The following is a 21,243-nucleotide window of genomic DNA, read 5'->3' as shown; positions in this document are numbered from 1 at the left end:
TCCGTAAGATCCGTGGCGGTCAGAACCGGCTGACGCCGAAGCTGTTGGGTTGCAGTGCGCGAATGTCCGCTTCGTGACAGATATCCAGCAGGTAGCCGAGCAGGGTGCGCGTGTCGCGTGGATCGATCAGCCCGTCGTCCCACAGGTTGGCGCTGCCATACAGCGCGGTGGATTGGCTGTCGAGTTTCTGCGCGGTGACCTGTTCGAGCATGTCGAGCATTTTTGGATCGGGCACCAGCCCGTCCTTGAGCTGTTTGGCTTCGGTGACGATGCGCAGCACCTTGCCGGCCTGGGCGCCACCCATCACCGCCGTACGGCTGTTGGGCCAGGCGAAGATGAACCGTGGATCGAGACCGCGTCCGCACATCGCGTAGTTGCCGGCGCCGTAGGAGCCGCCGACGACAATCGTCAGTTTAGGCACCCGTGCGTTGGCCACCGCTTGAATCAGTTTCGAGCCGTGTTTGATAACGCCTTGCTGCTCGGATTCGGTACCGACCATGAAGCCGGTAGTGTTGTGGAAAAACAGCAGCGGCGTCTGGCTCTGGTCGCACAGCTGGATGAACTGCGCAGCCTTGCTCGCGCCGTTGGGGGTGATCGGGCCGTTGTTGCCGATGAAGCCACAGGCGCGGCCCTGGATTTTCAACTGGCCGCAAATGGTTTGCTGATCGAACTCACCCTTGAATTCGAGGAACTCTGATTCATCGGCGATGCGCGCGATGATTTCGCGCACGTCGTAGGGCTTTTTCGGATCGTCCGGGATCAGCCCTAGCAGTTCGTCGATGGGGTAGAGCGGCTCTTTGTATTGCGGTTCGGGAAGCCATGGCAGTTGCTCGTTCCACGGCAACATGCGCAGGATTTCGCGAACCTGGCGCACGCCGTCGGCGTCGTTCTCGGCGAGGTATTCGGCAGTCCCGGCGATTTGCGCGTGCATCTCGGCGCCGCCCAGTTCTTCATCGGTGGCCACTTCACCGGTCGCCGCTTTGAGCAGCGGAGGGCCGGCGAGAAACAGCTTGGCTTTGCCGCGCACCACCACCACGTAATCCGACAGCCCCGGTTGATAAGCGCCACCCGCCGTGGCCGAACCGTGAACCACGGTAATCTGCGGCAAGCCCATCGCCGACATGCGCGCCTGATTGGCAAAGCTGCGCGCGCCTTCGACGAAAATTTCCGCCGCGTAATTGAGATTGGCGCCGCCGCTTTCGGCCAGGGTGATCACCGGTAGTTTGTTTTCCTGGGCGATCTGTTGCAGGCGCAGGGATTTTTTCAGGCCGCTGGGCGAGATCGTCCCGCCCTTGATCGCGCTGTTGTTCGCTACCACCATCGCGCGAATGCCCGACACGTAACCGATGCCGGCAATCAGGCCGCCACCGGCCGCGCTGCCGTCCTTGTCATCGTGCAGTTTGTAACCGGCGAGGCTGGCCAGTTCGAGGAACGGCGCGCCGGGGTCGAGCAGCAGGTTCAGGCGTTCGCGCGGCAGCAATTGCCCGCGCTTGTCGAATTTCGCCTTGGCTTCAGCGGCCTTGTTCAGCAAGTTCTGTTCGAGTTGTTGCACTTGCTCGATGGCCGTAAGCATCACCGCGCGGTTGCGGGCGAATGCTTCGCTGTGCGGATCGAGTTGGGACTGGATCTGCGCCATGGCTTACTCCTTGTCCTTGAGTACGTCCGGAAGGTACGCCCGGTGGAAACCGTTGTACGACTCGCTGTGAGTCGCCTTGTGCAACGGCCATGCCCGACTGCCGAGACTGGCGGCGCCGTCGATTTTCAGCGTGCTGCCACTGATGAATGCCGCTGCCGGACTGAGCAGAAACACAATCGCCGCGCTGACTTCCGACTCGGTGCCGATGCGTTTGAGCGGCACATGTTCGCGCAGGGTCGGGATCACCGCTTTGAACGCGCCTTCGTAGGTGTCCATGCCGCTGGACGCAATCCAGCCCGGCGCAACCGCGTTGACTCGCACCCCGGCATAACCCCACTCGAACGCTGCGGTCTTGGTGAAGTTGTCCATGCCCGACCGTGCCGCGCCGGAATGGCCCATGCCGGGCATGCCGCCCCACATGTCGGCGAGCATGTTGACGATGTTGCCGCCGTGCTTGCTCATCGACTGGTTGAACACTTCCCGCGCCATCAGGAAACCGCCGACCAGATTGGTGCGCAGCACGGTTTCGAAACCTTTCTGATTGATAGAAGCCAGCGGCGACGGGTATTGGCCACCGGCGTTGTTGACCAGTCCGTGGATCGGCCCATGTTCTGAGATCAACTCGGTGACCAGCAGTTTGACGGCTTCTTCATCGCGGATATCGCACGCTTTCCAGTGCGCGCGACCACCGTCCTCGGCGATCTCGGCAGCAACCTTTTGCAGCTTTTCCGGCTTGCGCCCGACCAGCAGCACATTGGCGCCGAGGGCTGCGAGCTCATGGGCGGTGCAGCGACCGATGCCGCTGCCGCCACCGGTGACGATGATGGTTTGGCCGCTGAACAGATCGGCTGTGAAAATCGACGCGTAAGCCATGCAAACAATCCTCTAGTCGAACTGCTCGGCGATGCTCTGTGGCACCGGGATCTGGATTTCCAACAGTTGCTGGGCGAAGGCTTTGCCTTGCGGATCGATGCGCAGACTGGCCACGCCACCGCCGCCAAGGGCATTTTCCAGGAGAAAATTCAGGCTGTGGGTGCCGGGCAAATACCAGCGTTCGACCCGACCGTGAATCGGGTCGAGGACATGGCTCATCCAGTCGACGATGACCGCCGGGGTCAACGCTTCGGCGATCCACGGCAGGTATTCGGGCCGGCGTGGCAGGACGCCAATGTTGCTGTGGTTGCCCTTGTCACCGGAACGCGCCACGGCCAGTTTCACCAGCGCAACACTGGCGTCGGCGCGGCCTTGAGGTTTGGGGGGTTGATCGGCGATTGGCAGATCGTGGCTGTCGAGTGCGGTCAGTGAGGGCAGGGCGCATGGGTGTTTTTCACCGGCCATTTCGACGTGCAGCGCGCAGGCACTTTTGTCGATCAGGAACGAAAACAGCCGGATCACCGGATAGACCGTCGGCCGTCCGCCGACGATGCCGGTCAGCCCCGGGGCCATGCCGGTCGCGGCCTGGGCGATTTCCCGGGAGAACACAATCAGCGCCTGTTTGTGCGGATGGCGCACCGCAATTTTTATCACCACTTCGCGGCTGTCGCGCCGCTGGCCGTGGGGGCCGTAAGTGGCTTCGCTGCCCAGAAGTTCAATGTTGGTTTCGCTATAAGGCGCCCAGCCTCGTTGACTGAACATCTCGGCGGTCTTGTCGATGATCGCCTGGCTGACGCGTTGTGCTTTTTCCACCGCGTCGATGCCGGCGATCAGGCAACTGGCGGTGCAGCGGAAGCCGTCCGGCCAGGTGGCGCTGACTTTGTATTTGTCGCTGGCAGGCAGACCTTTGGCGCCGTGCACATGCACTGCGTTTTTACCTTGTTGCTGAAGTTTGACCTGACTGAAATCGCAGACCACATCGGGCAACAGATAGGCCTGCGGATCACCGATTTCATAAAGCATCTGCTCGCCAACGGTCAGCGGCGTGACCAGTCCGCCGGAGCCTTCGGGTTTGCTGACGATGAATTGGCTGTCGGCGCTGACTTCTACGATCGGGAAACCGATGTGCTCGTAATCCGGCACGTCGCGCCAGTCGGTGAAGTTGCCGCCGGTGCATTGCGCGCCGCATTCGATGATGTGTCCGGCCAGCGCGGCCTGGGCGAGTTTGTCGTAGTCGTGCCACGACCAGCCGAATTCATGCACCAGCGCTGCGCTGACCACGGCGCTGTCGACTACCCGGCCGGTAATGACGATATCGGCGCCCAGTCGCAGGGCTTCGACGATGCCAGGGGCACCGAGGTAGGCGTTGGTCGATACGCACATCGGTGGCAGAGGGGCGCCGGTGAACATTTCGCTGATGCCGGTGAGTTGTTTGAATTGCGGTTGCAAGTCATCGCCCAGCAGGACGGCGATTTTCAGTTCGACGCCGGCCTTGTCGCACGCCGCTTGCAGCGCCGTAGCGCAAGCCTGAGGGTTGACCCCGCCAGCATTGCTGATGACGCGGATTTTCTGCTCGGCCAACTGTGGCAGCAGCGGCGTCAGCACGTCGACGAAGTCACCGGCGAACCCGGCCTGCGGGTCTTTCATGCGTGCGCCGGCCATGATCGACATGGTGATTTCGGCCAGGTAATCGAACACCAGGTAATCCAGGCATCCTCCCGCCACAAGCTGCGCGGCGGCGGTTGACGTGTCACCCCAGAAGGCACTGGCGCATCCGATGCGAACGGTTGTGGGCATTTTTGTCTCCGACTCAGGAACCTGCGACAGAAGTGTCTGGAGGCTACCAAGCAAGCGCTTGGTTTGTAAACAACTGAAACTATCTTCTACCCAAGCGCTTGCTTGGTCGCCGTCGGCGGCTTAAATTGCGCGCAACCCTGCGGTTTCAGGGGGCAACAGACTGATCGACTGTAGGAGAGAACGGGTGGACGAGCAAAAAGCCCTGAGGGTCATGCGCGAACTGGTCGACGACGGCCAGTTGACCGACCCGGACAGCGCCCGTGGCAAATTGCTGCAAGTGGCGGCTCACCTGTTCCGCAACAAAGGCTATGAGCGCACCACCGTGCGCGATCTGGCCGGCGCGGTGGGCATTCAGTCGGGGAGCATTTTTCATCACTTCAAAAGCAAGGATGAAATCCTGCGCGCGGTGATGGAAGAAACCATCCGTTACAACACTGCCTTGATGCGCGCAGCGCTCGCCGACGCGAGCAATGTCCGCGAGCGGGTGCTGGCGCTGATTCGCTGCGAATTGCAGTCGATCATGGGCGGCAGCGGCGAAGCCATGGCGGTGCTGGTCTACGAATGGCGCTCGTTGTCCGAAGAGGGCCAGGCCAAAGTTCTCGCGTTGCGCGATGTTTATGAGGACATCTGGCTGCAAGTGCTGGGCGAGGCCAAGGACGCCGGATTTATTCGCGGCGACGTCTTTATTACCCGACGTTTCCTCACTGGTGCATTGTCCTGGACCACCACTTGGTTCCGTGCCGGCGGCAGTTTGAGCCTGGATCAGTTGGCCGATGAGGCGCTGATTCTGGTTCTTGAAGAGCGTTGAAGCACTTTCTATCGGGTCGGGAAACTGGCTAACTGGGCGAAACCGCCTAGCTTGAATGCATTGATCGGTACTTTTTCGGGGAGTGGGGTGTTTTGAAGTCTTCGCCAATTCGGACGGCCGCGGGGTTTTTGCTCGCAGCGCTGGCTGCAATATGGGTAATGCCCACACAGGCAGCGCAATTGGTGCGGGTGGGCGCGGCGCATTTTCCGCCCTACACCGTTCGCCCGGAAAACGGTGCCGACACCGGTCTCTTGCCACAATTGGTCGAGGCGTTGAATCGCCTGCAAAGCGACTATCAGTTCGTTCTGGTACCGACTTCGATTCCCCGGCGTTTCGGTGATTTCAAGCAGGGCCGGATCGATATGGCGATCTTCGAAAACCCGGAGTGGGGCTGGAAGGAGATTCCCCACACCGACGTCGACATGGGGCTGGAGGACGCCGAAATTTTCGTCGCACAACGGGAAGAGGGGCGCAAGGAGAGCTATTTTGCCGATCTCACCGGCAAGCGTCTGGCCCTGTTCAGTGGCTATCACTACGAGTTCGCCAACTTCAATGCTGATCCAAAATTCCTTGCGCAGAACTTCAAGGCCACACTGACCTATTCCCACGACAGCAACCTGTTGATGGTGCTGCGCGGGCGCGCGGATATCGCGCTGGTGACCCGCTCCTATCTGAGTGATTACCTGCTGCGCAACGAAAAGGTGCGCGATGAGTTGCTGGTGTCGCAGCGCATCGATCAGGTCTACCACCACTACGCAATTCTTCGTCCAACCGCACCAATAACCGGTGATGCGTTCGGCAAACTGCTGAAAGGTTTGCGCGACAACGGTGAGATGCTGAAAATCTTCGATCCGTACCGGATTGCGGTGGTGCCGGTGCCCCATCACTGAAGCACTGATTGCTGCCCAAGCCTAAATTTCTCCGCTCGGCTCACGTCCCATCGTTGAACTGTCGACGATTATCGTGAGCCCGACCCATGTCCAATCTGAATGACCTGACTGCCCTGGCCTTGCCTTCGGGCAGCCAATTGGTAGCCGATGCAACCGAAAGCCGTCTGAGCCTGAGCCTGGATGGGCAACCATTGATTCGCCTGCGACTGGATCGTGAGGCCAAAGGGCCGATCCAGATCGATGAGCGTTTTGCCCTGCCGCCTGGCCAGGCGCTGTGGGCTGCCTGTTACTGGCTGTTTGCGCGGCACCCGGAGTGCCAGCAATTGACCTGGCAACTCGATCAGCCACCGACCGAGGCCTTGCTCAGCGGTTTGTTGGTAAACACCGATGTGCCCGGTGAATACCGCTGCGAGCGCACGCTGTTCTGGCAACTGCCGCAACCTTGGCTCGGCGCGTCGCTCACTGGCAGCTATCCGCAGCAGATGGTCATCAGCGCTGGCAAGCGCCATCCGTTGCGACCATTGAAGCCGCGCGGTGAGGTTTACCGGCGTTTTGATGCACGCCTGGGAGCGTGGATTTCCCTGCGTACGGTAGAGATCGAAGAGGATCTGCCGCGTTTCAATCGCTGGCAGAACAGTCCGCGGGTGGCCAGTTTCTGGCAGGAAGAGGGCAGCATTGAAAAGCATCGCGAGTACCTGAGCAAACTCGACGCCGATCCGCATGCGCTGACCTTGATCGGCTGTTTCGATGATCAGCCGTTTGCCTATTTCGAAGCCTATTGGGCCAAGGAAGATCGCATCGCACCGTTCTACGAAGCCGACAACTACGACCGTGGCATTCACATGCTGGTAGGGGAGGAGGATCACCGCGGTCCGCACAAAGTAGCGAGTTGGTTATCGGCGCTGGTGCACTACCTGTTTCTGGATGACCCGCGCACGCAGCGCGTGGTTGCCGAGCCGCGTGCCGACAACGCGAAGATGATCGGCCACATGCAGAATCAGTGCTTCCATTGCGAGAAAGAGTTCGACTTCCCGCACAAGCGCGCGGCGCTGATGATCCTGGGGCGTGAGCGGTTTTTTGATCGCTGCAAGTTGGCTTGAAGCAAAAGATCGCAGCCTTCGGCAACTCCTGCACGGGTATCGCGTTAACCCTGTAGAAGTTGCCGAAGGCTGCGATCTTTTTTGTGCGGACAACTCGGTTTCAGCGACGACCCACAGCCACCGCATCCCGACGACTGCCCGACACCTTGCGGCAGTGCACCAGAGCATCACGAATCATGAAGTTGACCAGGGTCGGCGAGACGCCGAGTTCCTTGGCGATGTCCTTTTGCGGCACGCCGTGCAGGCGGTACATCTCGAATGCATAGCGAGTGCGGCTGGGCAGCTCGGTCAGCGCATCGGCAATGTTTTCCAGGGTCGAGAAGTTGATGTGCGAGGTTTCCGGCGAAGCACCTTGAATGACCACGTTCAGCCCTTCCTCTTCAGGGCCGGAATACTTCTGCTCCAGCGCCTGTTTGCGGTAGTGATCGATGGCGAGGTTGCGCACGATCTGGAACAGATAACTCAGTTGAGCCTTGATCGACGACGTGATCGGTGGTGCTGATTGCAGTCGGAAAAACGCATCCTGCACGACATCCTCGGCACGCGAGCGGCAGCCAGTAATGCGCGCTGCAATTTTGACCAGAATCAGTCGGTTGTCGACAAAAGCCTGGAGTAGCGGTGAATCGCACCTGCTTGTGGATACTTGTTCCGTCATGGAAATCACCTTGCTGCCAATTGGTTCGTGGGACGCCGGGGAGAGGAGGGGCGCCCTACACATCGAGCGACAAATTATGTTGAATGATAATGATTGTCAAATGAGAAAGAGAAGTAATGCTCTGAATTATTGCGATCTGAGAACTGCGACACGCCGCCGCACCCCGGCCCCATTGACGATCCAGCCTGCCGACTAATTATTTCAAGACGTCATCCGTTCTCATTGGTGAATGGTTCCGGATAAAGAGTCCCGGCCAGACAGCATTCCCATGCCTTGCGCGGTCGGCGTAGACCGCGTCCTGCATGCCCTCGAAGGGCGTGACGCAGCAACCCGATTCCACTAGCAAGCCGAATTCAGGCAGGAAACCTCATGACCGACGCGTTCGAACTCCCCAGCACCCTGGTCCAAGCCCTCAAGCGCCGCGCGGCCCTGACGCCGGATCGACTGGCCTTGCGTTTTCTCGCTGAAAACGAAGAGCAGGCTGTGGTGCTCAGCTATCGCGAACTGGATCAGCGCGCGCGCACCATTGCTGCCGCGTTGCAGGCCGAGGCCGAATTTGGTGATCGCGCGGTGCTGTTGTTTCCCAGCGGTCCGGATTACGTCGCGGCATTCTTCGGTTGCCTGTATGCGGGCGTGATCGCGGTGCCGGCCTATCCGCCGGAGTCCGCCCGCCGTCATCACCAGGAGCGTCTGCTGTCGATCATCGCCGACGCCGAGCCGCGCCTGCTGCTGACCAGCGCCGACCTGCGTGAAGCGCTGCAACAGATCGAAGGTGCGCCGCCGCTGTTGTGCGTCGATACCCTCGACAGCGCATTGGCTGATCGTTGGGTCGAACCCGATCTGCCGACAGACCACATCGCCTTTCTGCAATACACCTCTGGCTCTACTGCATTGCCCAAAGGCGTGCAGGTCAGCCATGGCAACCTGGTCGCCAACGAGTTGCTGATCCGTCACGGTTTCGGCATCGATGTGAACCCGGACGACGTCATCGTCAGTTGGCTGCCGCTGTACCACGACATGGGTTTGATCGGCGGATTACTGCAACCGATTTTCAGCGGCGTACCGTGCATCCTGATGTCGCCGGCGTACTTTCTTGGACGGCCATTGCGCTGGCTTGAGGCGATCAGCCAATACGGCGGCACCATCAGCGGCGGACCGGATTTCGCCTACCGTTTGTGCAGCGAGCGGGTCAGTGAATCGGCGCTGGAGCGTCTCGACCTGAGCCGTTGGCGTGTGGCCTATTCCGGCTCTGAGCCGATCCGTCTCGACACCCTTGAGCGCTTCGCCGAGAAGTTCGTGACCTGCGGTTTCAGCGAAGACAGTTTCATGGCCTCCTACGGTCTGGCCGAAGCGACGCTGTTCGTTGCCGGCACCCCGCGTGGCACCGGTATTCCCGCGCTGCGCGTGGATGATCAGGCGCTGGCGCAAAACCGCGCCGAGCCTGGCGATGGCAGCCCGATCATGAGTTGCGGCGTCAGCCAGCCGGAGCACGCGGTGCTGATCGTCGAACCGAACAGCCTGGTAGAACTGGCCGACAACGCCGTTGGCGAAGTCTGGGCTGCCGGGCCGAGCATCGCTCATGGTTACTGGCGCAACCCCGAGGCCAGTGCCAAGACCTTCGTCCAGCACGCCGGCCGCACCTGGCTACGCACGGGCGACTTGGGCTTCATCCGCGAGGGTGAGTTGTTCATCACCGGTCGTTTAAAGGACATGCTGATCGTGCGCGGGCACAACCTGTATCCGCAGGACATCGAGAAGACTGTCGAAAACGAAGTGGAGGTGGTGCGCAAGGGCCGTGTCGCCGCGTTTACGGTTACTCAGGACGGCGAGGAGGGAATCGGTATCGCCGCGGAAATCAGCCGCAGCGTGCAGAAAATCCTGCTGCCGGACGCATTGATCAAAGCCATCCGCCAAGCGGTGGCAGAGGCATATCAAGAAGCTCCGAGTGTGGTGGTGCTGCTCAATCCGGGCGCGCTGCCCAAGACTTCCAGCGGCAAACTGCAACGTTCGGCCTGCCGCAATCGTCTGGCCGACGGCAGCCTCGACAGCTACGCAGTGTTCCCGTCGACCACTTCCGAAACCCAGGATGCGACGGCATCAGCCTCCGAACTCGAAACCCTGATCGGCAAAATCTGGGCCGAACAGCTGAACGTCAAACAGGTCAACGCCGACGATCACTTCTTCCTGCTCGGCGGCAACTCGATCGCCGCCACGCAAGTGATCGCCCGCGTCCGCGAAGAGCTGGGTCTTGAACTGAATCTGCGCCTGCTCTTCGAAGCCCCGACCCTGTCCGCGTTCGCCGCTGCGGTGGCGCAACAGCAACAGGACGGCGGCAGCGCTCAGGGCGAAATCACTGCCCTGTCGCGCACTGAGCCGATGCCTCAATCGCTGGCGCAGAACCGTCTGTGGATCACTTGGCAGCTCGATCCGCAGAGCAGCGCCTACAACATTCCCGGAGCCCTGCGTTTGCGCGGCGAACTGGACGAAGACGCCTTGCGCACCAGTTTCCAGCAACTGATCGACCGCCACGAATCCCTCCGTACACGCTTCTTCGAACGCGACGGTGTGGCGCTGCAACAGGTCGACGCGACAGCTGAATTCAATCTGCAACTGATCGACATCAGCGACCTGCCAGCCCATGAGCGTGAGGCCCGTGCCCGGCAGATCCGTGAGGACGAAGCGCGTACCCAGTTCGATCTGGAAAAAGGCCCGCTGCTGTGGGTGACGCTGATCCGCCTCGACGATGAAGATCACCAACTGCTGGTGACGCTGCATCACATCATCGCTGACGGCTGGTCGCTGAACGTGTTGATCGATGAGTTCTCGCGTCTGTACGCCTGCGCTTCCCAAGGGCAACGTGCCGAACTCGCACCGTTGCCAACTCAATACGCCGACTACGGCAGCTGGCAGCGCCAATGGCTGGCGCAAGGCGAGGGCGAGCGGCAACTGGCGTATTGGAAAGCGCAATTGGGGAATGAGCATCCGACGCTGGAACTGGCCACCGATCATCCGCGTTCCGCCTTGCAGGTTCACAGCGCGGCACGACACAGCGTGCGCTTGGGCGTCAGCCTCAGCGAAGCGATCCGACAGACTGCCCAAGCGAACGATGCCACGCCGTTCATGCTCTTGCTATCGGCGTTCCAGAGCCTGCTGCATCGCTACAGTGGGCAGCGTGATATCCGCATCGGTGTGCCCAATGCCAACCGTCCGCGCCTGGAAACCCAAGGCCTGATCGGCTTCTTCATCAACACCCAAGTGCTGCGCGCTGACGTCGATTCGCGGCTGTCCTTTATCGAGTTGCTGGCGCAAACCCGTCAGGCTGCACTCGGGGCACAAGCGAATCAGGATCTGCCATTCGAACAACTGCTCGAAGCTTTCCCGCAGGCCCGCGAACAAGGTCTGTTCCAAGTCATGTTCAACCACCAGCAGCGCGACCTGAGTGCGCTCAAGCGCCTGCCGGGCCTGCTCGCCGAAGAATTGCCGTGGCACAGCCGCGAGGCCAAGTTCGATCTGCAACTGCACAGCGAGGAAGACCGTAACGGTCGCCTGACGCTGTCCTTCGACTACGCCAACGAACTGTTCGATGCGCAGACGATCGAGCGTCTGGCCGAACACTTCAGCAATCTGTTGCGCGACGTCTGCGAGCGTCCACAGCAGGCCATTGGCGATCTACAACTGCTGACCGCCACTGAACACGATCAGCAAAAAGACTGGAGCATCGCCCCGTGCGCCCCGGCGCAACAATGGCTGCCGGAGCTGCTCAATGAACAAGTGCGCCTGACCCCGGAACGCACTGCGCTGGTCTGGGACGGTGGCAGCCTCGATTTCGCCGAACTGCATGTTCAAGCCAACCGCCTGGCGCATTACCTGCGCGACAAAGGCGTCGGCCCGGATGTCTGCGTGGCCATCGCTGCCGAGCGTTCGCCGCAACTGCTGATTGGCCTGCTGGCAATCATCAAGGCCGGCGGCGCCTACGTGCCGCTGGACCCTGATTATCCGGCTGATCGCCTGGCCTACATGCTCAACGACAGCGGCGTCGAACTGCTGTTGACCCAGACCGAATTGCTTGACCGCTTGCCGGCCAGCGAAGGCGTCAGCGTTATCGCCATGGACGCGTTGCACCTGGAAAACTGGCCGAGCCAGGCACCGGTTTTGCACCTGCATGGCGACAACCTCGCCTATGTGATTTACACCTCCGGCTCCACTGGCCAGCCGAAAGGCGTCGGCAACACGCACGCGGCACTGGCCGAACGTCTGCAATGGATGCAGAACACCTATCGCCTCAACGAAACCGACGTGCTGATGCAGAAAGCGCCGATCAGTTTCGACGTGTCGGTGTGGGAATGCTTCTGGCCGCTGATCACCGGTGCACGTCTGCTGATTGCCGGCCCGGGCGAACACCGTGATCCGCATCGCATTGCTCAGCTTGTTCAGCAATACGGCGTGACCACGCTGCATTTTGTGCCGCCGCTGCTTTCGTTATTCGTCGACGAGCCGCTCAGCGCTGAATGCACCAGCCTGCGCCGTGTCTTCTCTGGCGGCGAAGCCTTGCCGGCGGAGTTGCGTAACCGCGTACTGGCGCAACTGCCAGCGGTGCAACTGCACAACCGATATGGCCCGACCGAAACCGCGATCAACGTCACTCACTGGCATTGCACAACGGCCGATGGCGAACGCTCGCCGATTGGCCGACCGCTGGGCAACGTGGTGTGCCGCATTCTCGACGCCGACCTCAACCCCATGCCGGCCGGCGTACCCGGTGAACTGTGCATCAGCGGCATCGGCCTGGCCCGTGGTTACCTCGGCCGCCCGGCGCTGACTGCCGAACGTTTCGTTGTCGATCCATTGGGTGAACAGGGCGCGCGTCTGTACCGTACCGGCGACCGTGCACGCTGGGCAACCGACGGCGTCATCGAATACCTCGGCCGTCTCGATCAACAGGTCAAGCTGCGCGGCTTTCGTGTCGAACCGGAAGAAATCGAAGCGCGGTTGCTCGCTCAAAACGGCGTCGCCCAAGCCGTGGTGCTGGTACGCGAAACCGCCGCTGGCGCACAACTGATCGGCTACTTCACCGCCACCGACGCCAGCGAAGATCAGGACGCGCAGATCACTCGCCTGAAAACCGCTCTGGCCGCTGAACTGCCGGAATATATGGTCCCGGCGCAACTGATGCGCCTTGACGAAATGCCCCTCAGCCCGAGCGGCAAACTCGACCGTCGTGCCTTGCCTGAGCCGCAATGGCAAGTGCGCGAACACGTCGAGCCGGTCACTGAACTTGAGCAACAGATCGCCGCGATCTGGCGTGAAGTGCTGGGTCTGGCGCAAGTCGGCCTGCGCGACGATTTCTTTGCCCTCGGCGGTCACTCGCTGCTGGCCACGCAAATCATCTCGCGTAGCCGTCAGGCCTGCGACGTCGAGTTGCCGTTACGAGCGCTGTTTGAACACAGCGAACTCGGTGATTTCGCTGAACAGATCCGTCTGATCCAGGCCAGCGGCCGCACCAACAAACAGCCGCCAATTGAAAAAGTCGACCGCAGCCAACCGGTACCGTTGTCCTATTCGCAACAGCGCATGTGGTTCCTCTGGCAGATGGAACCGGACAGCCCGGCGTACAACGTTGGCGGCATGGCGCGCCTGCGCGGCGTATTGCATGTCGAGCGTTTCGAGGCAGCGTTGCAAGCGCTGATCCTGCGTCACGAAACCCTGCGCACCACGTTCCCGAGCGTCGATGGTGTTGCTCGTCAGCGCGTGCATGCCGAGACTGGCGTGCGCATGGACTGGAAGGATTTTTCGAAACTCGCGGCTGATGTCCGTGAGCAAAACGTCCAGCAACTGGCTGACGAGGAAGCGCACCAGCCGTTCGATCTGGAAACCGGTCCGCTGCTGCGTGCCTGTCTGGTGAAAACCGCCGCGCAAGAGCATTACTTTGTTCTGACCCTGCACCACATCGTCACCGAAGGCTGGGCGATGGACATCTTTGCCCGCGAACTCAGCGCGCTGTACGAAGCCTTTGTCGATGACCGTGATTCGCCGCTGGAGCCGCTGCCGGTGCAGTACCTCGACTACAGCGTCTGGCAGCGTAACTGGCTTGAGTCCGGCGAACGTCAGCGTCAGCTCGACTACTGGACCGCGCAACTGGGGCGCGAACATCCGCTGCTGGAACTGCCGGGCGACCGTCCGCGTCCGCCGGTGCAAAGCCATCAGGGTGAACTGTTCCGTTTCGACCTGAGCGACGACCTCGCCGCCCGCGTCCGTGCCTTCAATGCGCAAAACGGTCTGACCCTGTTCATGACCATGACCGCCGCGCTCGCCACGCTGCTTTACCGCTACAGCGGCCAGAACGATCTGCGTATCGGCGCGCCGGTGGCCAACCGCATCCGCCCGGAAAGCGAAGGGCTGATCGGTGCGTTCCTCAACACCCAGGTGTTGCGCTGCCAACTCGACGGCCAGATGTCGGTCGGCGAGTTGTTCGAGCAGGTTCGTCACACCGTGATCGAAGGCCAGTCCCATCAGGATCTGCCGTTCGATCATCTGGTCGAGGCTTTGCAGCCACCGCGCAGCGCCGCGTACAACCCGCTGTTCCAAGTGATGTGCAATGTGCAGCGCTGGGAGTTCCAGCAGAGCCGCATGCTTGCCGGCATGACCGTCGAATACCTGGCCAACGATGCGCGGGCGACCAAGTTCGACCTCAACCTGGAAGTCACCGACCTCGACCATCGCCTCGGGTGCTGCCTGACGTACAGCACCGATCTGTTCGACGAACCGACCATCGCGCGCATGGCCAAGCATTGGCGCAATTTGCTGGAAGCGCTGATCGCCGATCCGCAACAGCGCCTTAGCGAACTGCCGCTGCTCGACAAACCTGAGCAGCAGCACCTGCTCGACAGCCTTGGCATCGAGCCGGGTGAGCATCGTCTCGATCAGTGCATCCATCACCTGTTCGCCGAGCAGGCCCTGGTGCGCAAAGACGCGCCGGCCCTGACCTTCGCCGGCCAGACCCTGAGCTACGCCGAACTCGACGCCCGCGCCAATCGTCTGGCCTGGGCGCTACGTGAGCGTGGGGTTGGGCCGCAAGTGCGGGTCGGTCTGGCGCTGGAGCGTTCGCTGGAAATGGTCATCGGCCTGCTGGCGATACTCAAGGCCGGCGGCGCCTACGTTCCGCTGGACCCGGAATACCCGCTCGACCGTCTGCACTACATGATCGAAGACAGCCGCATCGGTCTGCTGCTCAGCGACCGTGCGATGTTCAAAGCGCTTGGCGATTTGCCGCCGAGTGTGGCGCGCTGGAGCCAGGAAGATGACAGCGCGGCACTAGCGGATTACCCGGCCACGGAGCTGCCCTTTATCAGCCTGCCGCAGCATCAGGCCTACCTGATTTACACCTCGGGCTCGACCGGAAAGCCGAAAGGTGTGGTGGTCTCCCACGGTGAAATCGCCATGCACTGCCAAGCCGTGATCGAACGCTTCGGCATGCGCCCGGACGACTGCGAGCTGCACTTCTATTCGATCAACTTCGATGCCGCCACCGAGCGTCTGCTGGTGCCGCTGCTGAGTGGCGCGCAAGTTGTGTTGCGTGCGCAAGGTCAGTGGGACGCCGAAGAGATCTGCGGGCTGATTCGCATCCATCGCATCAACGTGCTGGGTTTCACCCCGAGCTACGGCAGCCAGTTGGCGCAATTCCTGGCGACGCAAAACGAAGTCCTCCCGGTGCGGATGATCATCACCGGCGGCGAAGCATTGACCGGCGAACACCTGCAACGGATTCGCGCAGCGTTCAAACCGAGCCTGTTCTTCAACGCCTACGGCCCGACCGAAACCGTGGTCATGCCACTGGCCAGTCTGGCCCCGGATTTGTTGGAGGAGGGCGCCGGCAGTGTGCCGATCGGCAGCGTGATCGGTGCGCGTGTTGCGTACATCCTCGACGCCGATCTGGCACTGGTGCCGCAAGGTGCGACCGGCGAACTGTTCGTCGGCGGCGCCGGTCTGGCGCAGGCTTACCATGATCGTCCGGGCATCACAGCCGAGCGTTTTGTCGCTGATCCGTTTGCCGTCGATGGCGGTCGCATGTACCGCACCGGCGATCTGGTGCGCCAGCGCGCCGACGGTCTGGTCGAGTACCTGGGCCGGATCGACCATCAGGTGAAAATCCGTGGTTTCCGTATTGAGTTGGGCGAAATCGAAACCCGCCTGCTCGATCACGATTCGATCCGCGAAGCGGTGGTGCTGGCAGTGGATGCGCCGAGCGGCAAGCAACTGGTTGGCTACCTCGTCACCGAGATCGCAGAGCAAAGCGAACCCAAACAGGCCGAATTGCGCGAAGCCCTCAAGTCGCACCTCAAGACGCAATTGCCGGATTACATGGTGCCGGCGCACCTGATCCTGCTGGCTAGCATGCCGCTGACCGCCAACGGCAAACTCGACCGCCGCGCCTTGCCGGCGCCGGACCCGGAGCTCAATCGTCAGGATTATGTGGCACCGAGCAACGAGCTCGAACAAACCCTGGCGCAGATCTGGTGCGAAGTACTTAACGTCGAACAGGTCGGGCTCAACGACAACTTCTTCGAACTGGGCGGCGACTCGATTCTGTCGATTCAAGTGGTCAGCCGAGCGCGCCAGCAGGGCATTCATTTCAGCCCGCGTGACCTGTTCCAGCATCAGACCGTGCAGACTCTCGCCGCTGTGGCGAGTCGGGGCGAGCAGGTGACGGCCGAACAAGGTTTGGTCGCCGGTGAATCACGTCTGACGCCGATTCAGCACTGGTTCTTTGATACTGATATTCCTCAGCGTCAACACTGGAACCAGGCGTTGCTGCTGGAGCCGACCGTTACGCTGGAACCGCACCGTCTGGAGCAGGCGCTGCTGGCAGTGATCGAGCAGCATGACGCCTTGCGTCTGTGCTTCACCGAGGCCAACGGCGCGTGGCAAGCGACGCACCAACCGGTGTCGGATGCGGCAGTGCTGTGGCAAGTGCGAGTGTCCTCGATGGACAAGTGTGAGGCATTGTTCGCCGATGCCCAGCGCAGTCTCGATCTGGAAAACGGCCCGCTTCTGCGCGCCTTGCTGGTCGATGGCCCGGAGGGTCAGCAGCGCCTGTTCATCGCTATCCATCACTTGGTGGTCGACGGTGTGTCGTGGCGCGTTTTGCTCGACGATCTGCAAACCGTGTATCGCCAGCTGGACGCCAATCAGTCAGTCAAGTTGCCGGCGAAAACCAGCGCCTTCAAGGATTGGGCTGCACGCTTGCAGGCTTACGCCGGCAGCGAATCCCTGCGTGAAGAACTCAACTGGTGGCAAACCCAACTGGCGGGCCCGAACGCTGATCTGCCATGCGAAAATCCACAGGGCGGCCAGCAGAATCGCCACGCTCAAACGGTCAGCGTGCGTCTGGATGCAGAACACACCAAACAACTGCTGCAACAGGCGCCAAGCGCTTATCGCACCCAGGTCAACGATCTGTTGCTGACCGCCCTGGCCCGCGTGATGTGCCGCTGGAGCGGCCAAGAATCGGCGCTGATTAAACTCGAAGGTCACGGTCGCGAAACCCTGTTCGACGACATCGATCTGACCCGCACCGTTGGCTGGTTCACCAGCGCGTATCCGCTGCGCCTGACCCCGCACAACATCGAAGAGGCCGCCGGACAGGGCGCTTCGATCAAGGCGATCAAGGAGCAACTGCGCGCGGTGCCGCATAAAGGTCTGGGTTATGGCGTGCTGCGTTATCTGGCCGATGATTTCAGCCAGCGCAGCATGTCGGCGCTGCCGAACGCACCGATCACCTTCAACTACCTCGGCCAGTTCGACCAGAGCTTCGGCAGCGATGCGCTGTTCCGTCCGCTGGATGAGCCGGTCGGCGCGGCCCACGATCCGCAGGCACCGTTGCCGAACGAGTTGAGCGTCGACAGTCAGGTCTATGGCGGTGAATTGCTGCTGCGCTGGACCTTCAGCGCTGAGCGTTACGACGCGCAGACCATCAATGATCTGGCCGACGCCTACCTCGCCGAACTGCAAAGTCTGATCAGCCATTGCCTGCAAGACGAGGCCGGTGGCCTGACGCCTTCGGACTTCCCGCTGGCCAGACTGACCCAGGCGCAACTCGATGCCTTGCCAGTGCCGGCCACGCACATCGAAGACGTTTATCCGCTGACGCCGATGCAGGAGGGCATGCTGCTGCACACCTTGCTCGAACCGGGCACCGGTCTGTACTACATGCAGGATCGCTACCGCATCAACAGTGAACTTGATCCCGAGCGTTTCGCTCAGGCGTGGCAAGCGGTGATCGCCCGTCATGAGGCGCTGCGTGCATCGTTCTGCTGGAACGTCGGCGAAGACATGCTGCAAGTGATTCACACCCCGGGCCGCACGCCGATCAAGTACCTCGACTGGAGCGCGATCAGCGATGCCGATCAAGAGCCAAAGCTGCAAGCACTGCTGAAAAGCGAGCGTGAGGCCGGGTTCGATCTGCTCAATCAGGCACCTTTCCACCTGCGCCTGATCAAGGTCGGGGCGGCGCGCTACTGGTTCATGATGAGCAACCACCACATCCTCATCGATGCCTGGTGCCGTTCGTTGCTGATGAATGACTTCTTCGAAATCTACACCGCCCTTGGTGAAGGTCGCGAAGCCCAGTTGAGCGTGCCGCCGCGTTACCGCGATTACATCGGCTGGCTGCAACGCCAGAGCCTGGCCGAGGCGCGCCAATGGTGGCAGCAGAACCTGCGAGGTTTTGAACGCACCACGCCGATCCCGAGCGACCGTCCGTTCCTGCGTGAACATGCCGGCGAAAGCGGCGGGATGGTCGTCGGCGACCGCTACACCCGACTCAACGTCGAGGACGGTGCCCGTCTGCGCGAGCTCGCCCAGGCCCATCAACTGACCATCAACACCTTCGCCCAAGCGGCGTGGGCACTGGTGCTGCGGCGCATGAGCGGTGATCGTGACGTGCTGTTCGGTGTAACCGTGGCCGGGCGTCCGGTGGAAATGCCCGAGATGCAGCGCACTGTCGGCCTGTTCATCAACAGCATTGCGCTGCGGGTGCAGATCCCGGCGGACGATCAGCGCGCCAGTGTGCGTCAGTGGTTGAGCGGTTTGCTCGACAGCAACATGCAGCTGCGCGAGTACGAATACCTGCCGCTGGTGAGCATTCAGGAACAGAGCGAACTGCCGAAAGGCCAGCCGCTGTTCGACAGCCTGTTCGTCTTCGAAAACGCCCCGGTGGAAGTTTCCGTGCTGGATCGCGCGCAGAGTCTTAACGCGACTTCGGACTCGGGCCGCACCCACACCAACTTCCCGTTGACGGCGGTGTGCTACCCGGGCGATGACCTCGGCCTGCATCTGTCGTATGACCAGCGTTACTTCGACGAGTCGACGATCGAGCGGATGCTCGGTGAATTCAAACGTCTGCTGCTGGCATTGGTCGATGGCTTCCATGGCGACATGGCCGATCTGCCGCTGCTCGGCGCTGAGGAACAGGACTTTCTGCTGCACGGTTGCAACCAGAGCGCCCATGACTATCCGCTGGAGCAGAGCTATGTTTCGCTGTTCGAAGCGCAGGTCGCGCAGCATCCACAGCGGATTGCTGCCAGTTGCCTCGATCAGCAATTGAGTTTCGAGGCGCTGAACCACAACGCCAACCGTCTCGGTCATGCACTGGTTGCGGCCGGGGTGCAGATGGATCAACCGGTGGCGTTGCTGGCCGAACGTAACCTTGATCTGTTGGGCATGATCATCGGCAGCTTCAAGGCGGGTGCCGGTTACCTGCCGCTGGACCCGGGCCTGCCGAGTCAGCGCCTGCAACGGATCATCGAGCTGAGCCGCACGCCAGTGCTGGTGTGCAGCGAGGTGTGCCGCGCGCAAGCGCAGACTTTGCTGGATGAATTCAGCTGCGCCAATCGCCCACGTCTGCTGGTCTGGGAAGAGGTGCAAGCAGCCGCGACATCCTTGGTAAACCCAGGTATCCACAGTGGCCCGGACAATCTGGCCTATGTGATCTATACCTCGGGTTCCACCGGCTTGCCGAAAGGTGTGATGGTCGAGCAGCGCGGCATGCTTAACAACCAGTTGAGCAAGGTGCCCTATCTGCATCTGACTGACGCTGACGTCATCGCGCAGACCGCATCGCAAAGCTTCGACATTTCGGTCTGGCAATTCCTCGCCGCGCCGCTGTTTGGTGCGCGGGTCGACATCGTGCCGAACACCATCGCCCACGATCCGCAAGGTTTGCTGGTGCATGTGCAGGAACAGGGCATCACCGTGCTGGAGAGCGTGCCTTCGCTGATTCAAGGCATGCTCGCCTCGGATCGCCTGAGCCTCGACGGCTTGCGCTGGATGCTGCCGACCGGTGAAGCGATGCCGCCCGAGTTGGCGCATCAGTGGCTGTTGCGTTACCCGCAGATCGGCCTGGTCAACGCTTATGGCCCGGCGGAATGTTCCGATGACGTGGCGTTCTTCCGCGTCGACCTGGCCTCGACTCGCGGCAGTTACTTGCCGATCGGTACACCGACCGACAACAACTTGCTGTACCTGCTTGATGGCGCGCTGGAACTGGTGCCGTTGGGTGCGGTGGGTGAGTTGTGTGTGGCGGGCACCGGCGTCGGTCGCGGGTATGTCAGCGATCCGCTGCGTACTGCACCAGTATTTGTGCCGAACCCGTTCGGCGCGCCGGGTGAGCGTCTGTATCGCACGGGTGACCTGGCGCGACGTCGTAGCGATGGCGTGCTGGAATATGTTGGCCGGGTCGATCATCAAGTGAAGATCCGCGGCTACCGCATCGAGCTGGGTGAAATCGAAGCGCGTCTGCACGAACAGCCGGAAGTCCGTGATGCGGCGGTTGGCGTGCAGGAAGGCGTAAACGGCAAGCACTTGGTCGGGTATCTGGTTGCTGCGGGTTCGGCGGTCAATCCGAGTGAACGTCTGGAGCGAATCAAACAGCGCCTGCGTGCCGAACTACCGGAATACATGGTGCCGCTGCACTGGTTGTGGCTGGAGCAACTGCCGCTCAACGCCAACGGCAAACTCGATCGCAAAGCCTTGCCGGCGCTGGAGATCGGCCAGTTGCAGAGCCAGGATTACCTGGCCCCGCGTAACGAACTGGAGCAGACCCTGGCGGATATCTGGGCCGAAGTGCTGAAGGTCGACAAGGTCGGCGTGCGCGACAACTTTTTCGAACTGGGCGGCCATTCGTTGCTGGCGACGCAGATTGCTTCGCGGGTGCAAAAAACCCTGCAACGCGACGTACCGCTGCGGGCGATGTTCGAATGCAGCACGGTGGCGGAACTGGCCGAGTACATCGATGGGCTGGCGGCGAGTGATATCACCGAGGAGAAGGTGGATCGCTTGAATGACCTGATGGCGGAGCTCGAAGGTCTATGATTCTCTAGCGCCCTTGTCAGCGATGGCGTTAGTGAGTTCAACAAAATTCAACCTGTACATTCGCGTACATTTCCAGGGTTGACGATCCAGAACCGGCAGCTCAGTCTGCCGGTTCT

8 protein-coding genes are annotated in these 21,243 nt (G+C 61.3%); 4 read left to right on the top strand and 4 right to left on the bottom strand.

The genetic code is table 11. The features are described 5' to 3' along the window. Positions 1-19: 19 nt before the first annotated feature. From atuC to ACA074_RS18825, 3 genes are read right to left on the bottom strand one after another with little or no spacing between them, the layout of a single operon-like run. Entirely contained in the window at positions 20-1,636 is a 1,617-nt protein-coding gene (gene atuC, locus ACA074_RS18835; RefSeq protein WP_497677574.1) for a geranyl-CoA carboxylase subunit beta, read from the bottom strand. Positions 1,637-1,639: 3 nt separating this feature from the next. After that, entirely contained in the window at positions 1,640-2,509 is an 870-nt protein-coding gene (locus tag ACA074_RS18830) for an SDR family oxidoreductase (RefSeq protein WP_187679540.1), read from the bottom strand. Between the two features lie 12 nt (positions 2,510-2,521). Then, positions 2,522-4,306, bottom strand: coding sequence for an acyclic terpene utilization AtuA family protein (locus ACA074_RS18825; RefSeq protein WP_489879107.1), 1,785 nt, complete (start codon positions 4,304-4,306; stop codon positions 2,522-2,524). A gap of 184 nt (positions 4,307-4,490) precedes the next feature. Between ACA074_RS18825 and ACA074_RS18820 the strand changes: the two genes are divergently transcribed. The 3 genes from ACA074_RS18820 to ACA074_RS18810 all read left to right on the top strand — a co-directional run bounded on the left by ACA074_RS18820 (position 4,491) and on the right by ACA074_RS18810 (position 7,104). Further along, on the top strand, positions 4,491-5,114 hold the full coding sequence (locus ACA074_RS18820; protein ID WP_187679538.1) for a TetR/AcrR family transcriptional regulator: 624 nt from the start codon (positions 4,491-4,493) through the stop codon (positions 5,112-5,114). A gap of 92 nt (positions 5,115-5,206) precedes the next feature. Then, entirely contained in the window at positions 5,207-6,004 is a 798-nt protein-coding gene (locus tag ACA074_RS18815; RefSeq protein WP_187679537.1) for a substrate-binding periplasmic protein, read from the top strand. Between the two features lie 86 nt (positions 6,005-6,090). Further along, on the top strand, positions 6,091-7,104 hold the full coding sequence (locus tag ACA074_RS18810; protein ID WP_497677573.1) for a GNAT family N-acetyltransferase: 1,014 nt from the start codon (positions 6,091-6,093) through the stop codon (positions 7,102-7,104). A gap of 100 nt (positions 7,105-7,204) precedes the next feature. Here the strand turns inward: ACA074_RS18810 and ACA074_RS18805 are convergent, their stop codons facing one another. Further along, positions 7,205-7,759, bottom strand: coding sequence for an RNA polymerase factor sigma-70 (locus tag ACA074_RS18805; protein ID WP_064120208.1), 555 nt, complete (start codon positions 7,757-7,759; stop codon positions 7,205-7,207). Positions 7,760-8,128: 369 nt separating this feature from the next. Here ACA074_RS18805 and ACA074_RS18800 point away from each other — a divergent pair, with 369 nt between their 5' ends. Then, positions 8,129-21,127 (top strand): non-ribosomal peptide synthetase, encoded by a 12,999-nt coding sequence (locus tag ACA074_RS18800; protein ID WP_497677572.1) that lies wholly within the window; start codon positions 8,129-8,131, stop codon positions 21,125-21,127. Positions 21,128-21,243 lie beyond the last annotated feature (116 nt).

This window comes from Pseudomonas sp. LBUM1655, from assembly GCF_059716085.1.
This window is presented reverse-complemented; position numbering and strand designations above follow the sequence as displayed.

Excerpts from the sequence above, each read along its gene's own strand:
- atuC (WP_497677574.1), bottom strand. The coding sequence starts at position 1,636 with ATGGCGCAGATCCAGTCCCAACTCGATCCGCACAGCGAAGCATTCGCC.
- ACA074_RS18830 (WP_187679540.1), bottom strand. The coding sequence starts at position 2,509 with ATGGCTTACGCGTCGATTTTCACAGCCGATCTGTTCAGCGGCCAAACC.
- ACA074_RS18825 (WP_489879107.1), bottom strand. The coding sequence starts at position 4,306 with ATGCCCACAACCGTTCGCATCGGATGCGCCAGTGCCTTCTGGGGTGAC.
- ACA074_RS18810 (WP_497677573.1), top strand. The coding sequence starts at position 6,091 with ATGTCCAATCTGAATGACCTGACTGCCCTGGCCTTGCCTTCGGGCAGC.
- ACA074_RS18805 (WP_064120208.1), bottom strand. The coding sequence starts at position 7,759 with ATGACGGAACAAGTATCCACAAGCAGGTGCGATTCACCGCTACTCCAG.
- ACA074_RS18800 (WP_497677572.1), top strand. The coding sequence starts at position 8,129 with ATGACCGACGCGTTCGAACTCCCCAGCACCCTGGTCCAAGCCCTCAAG.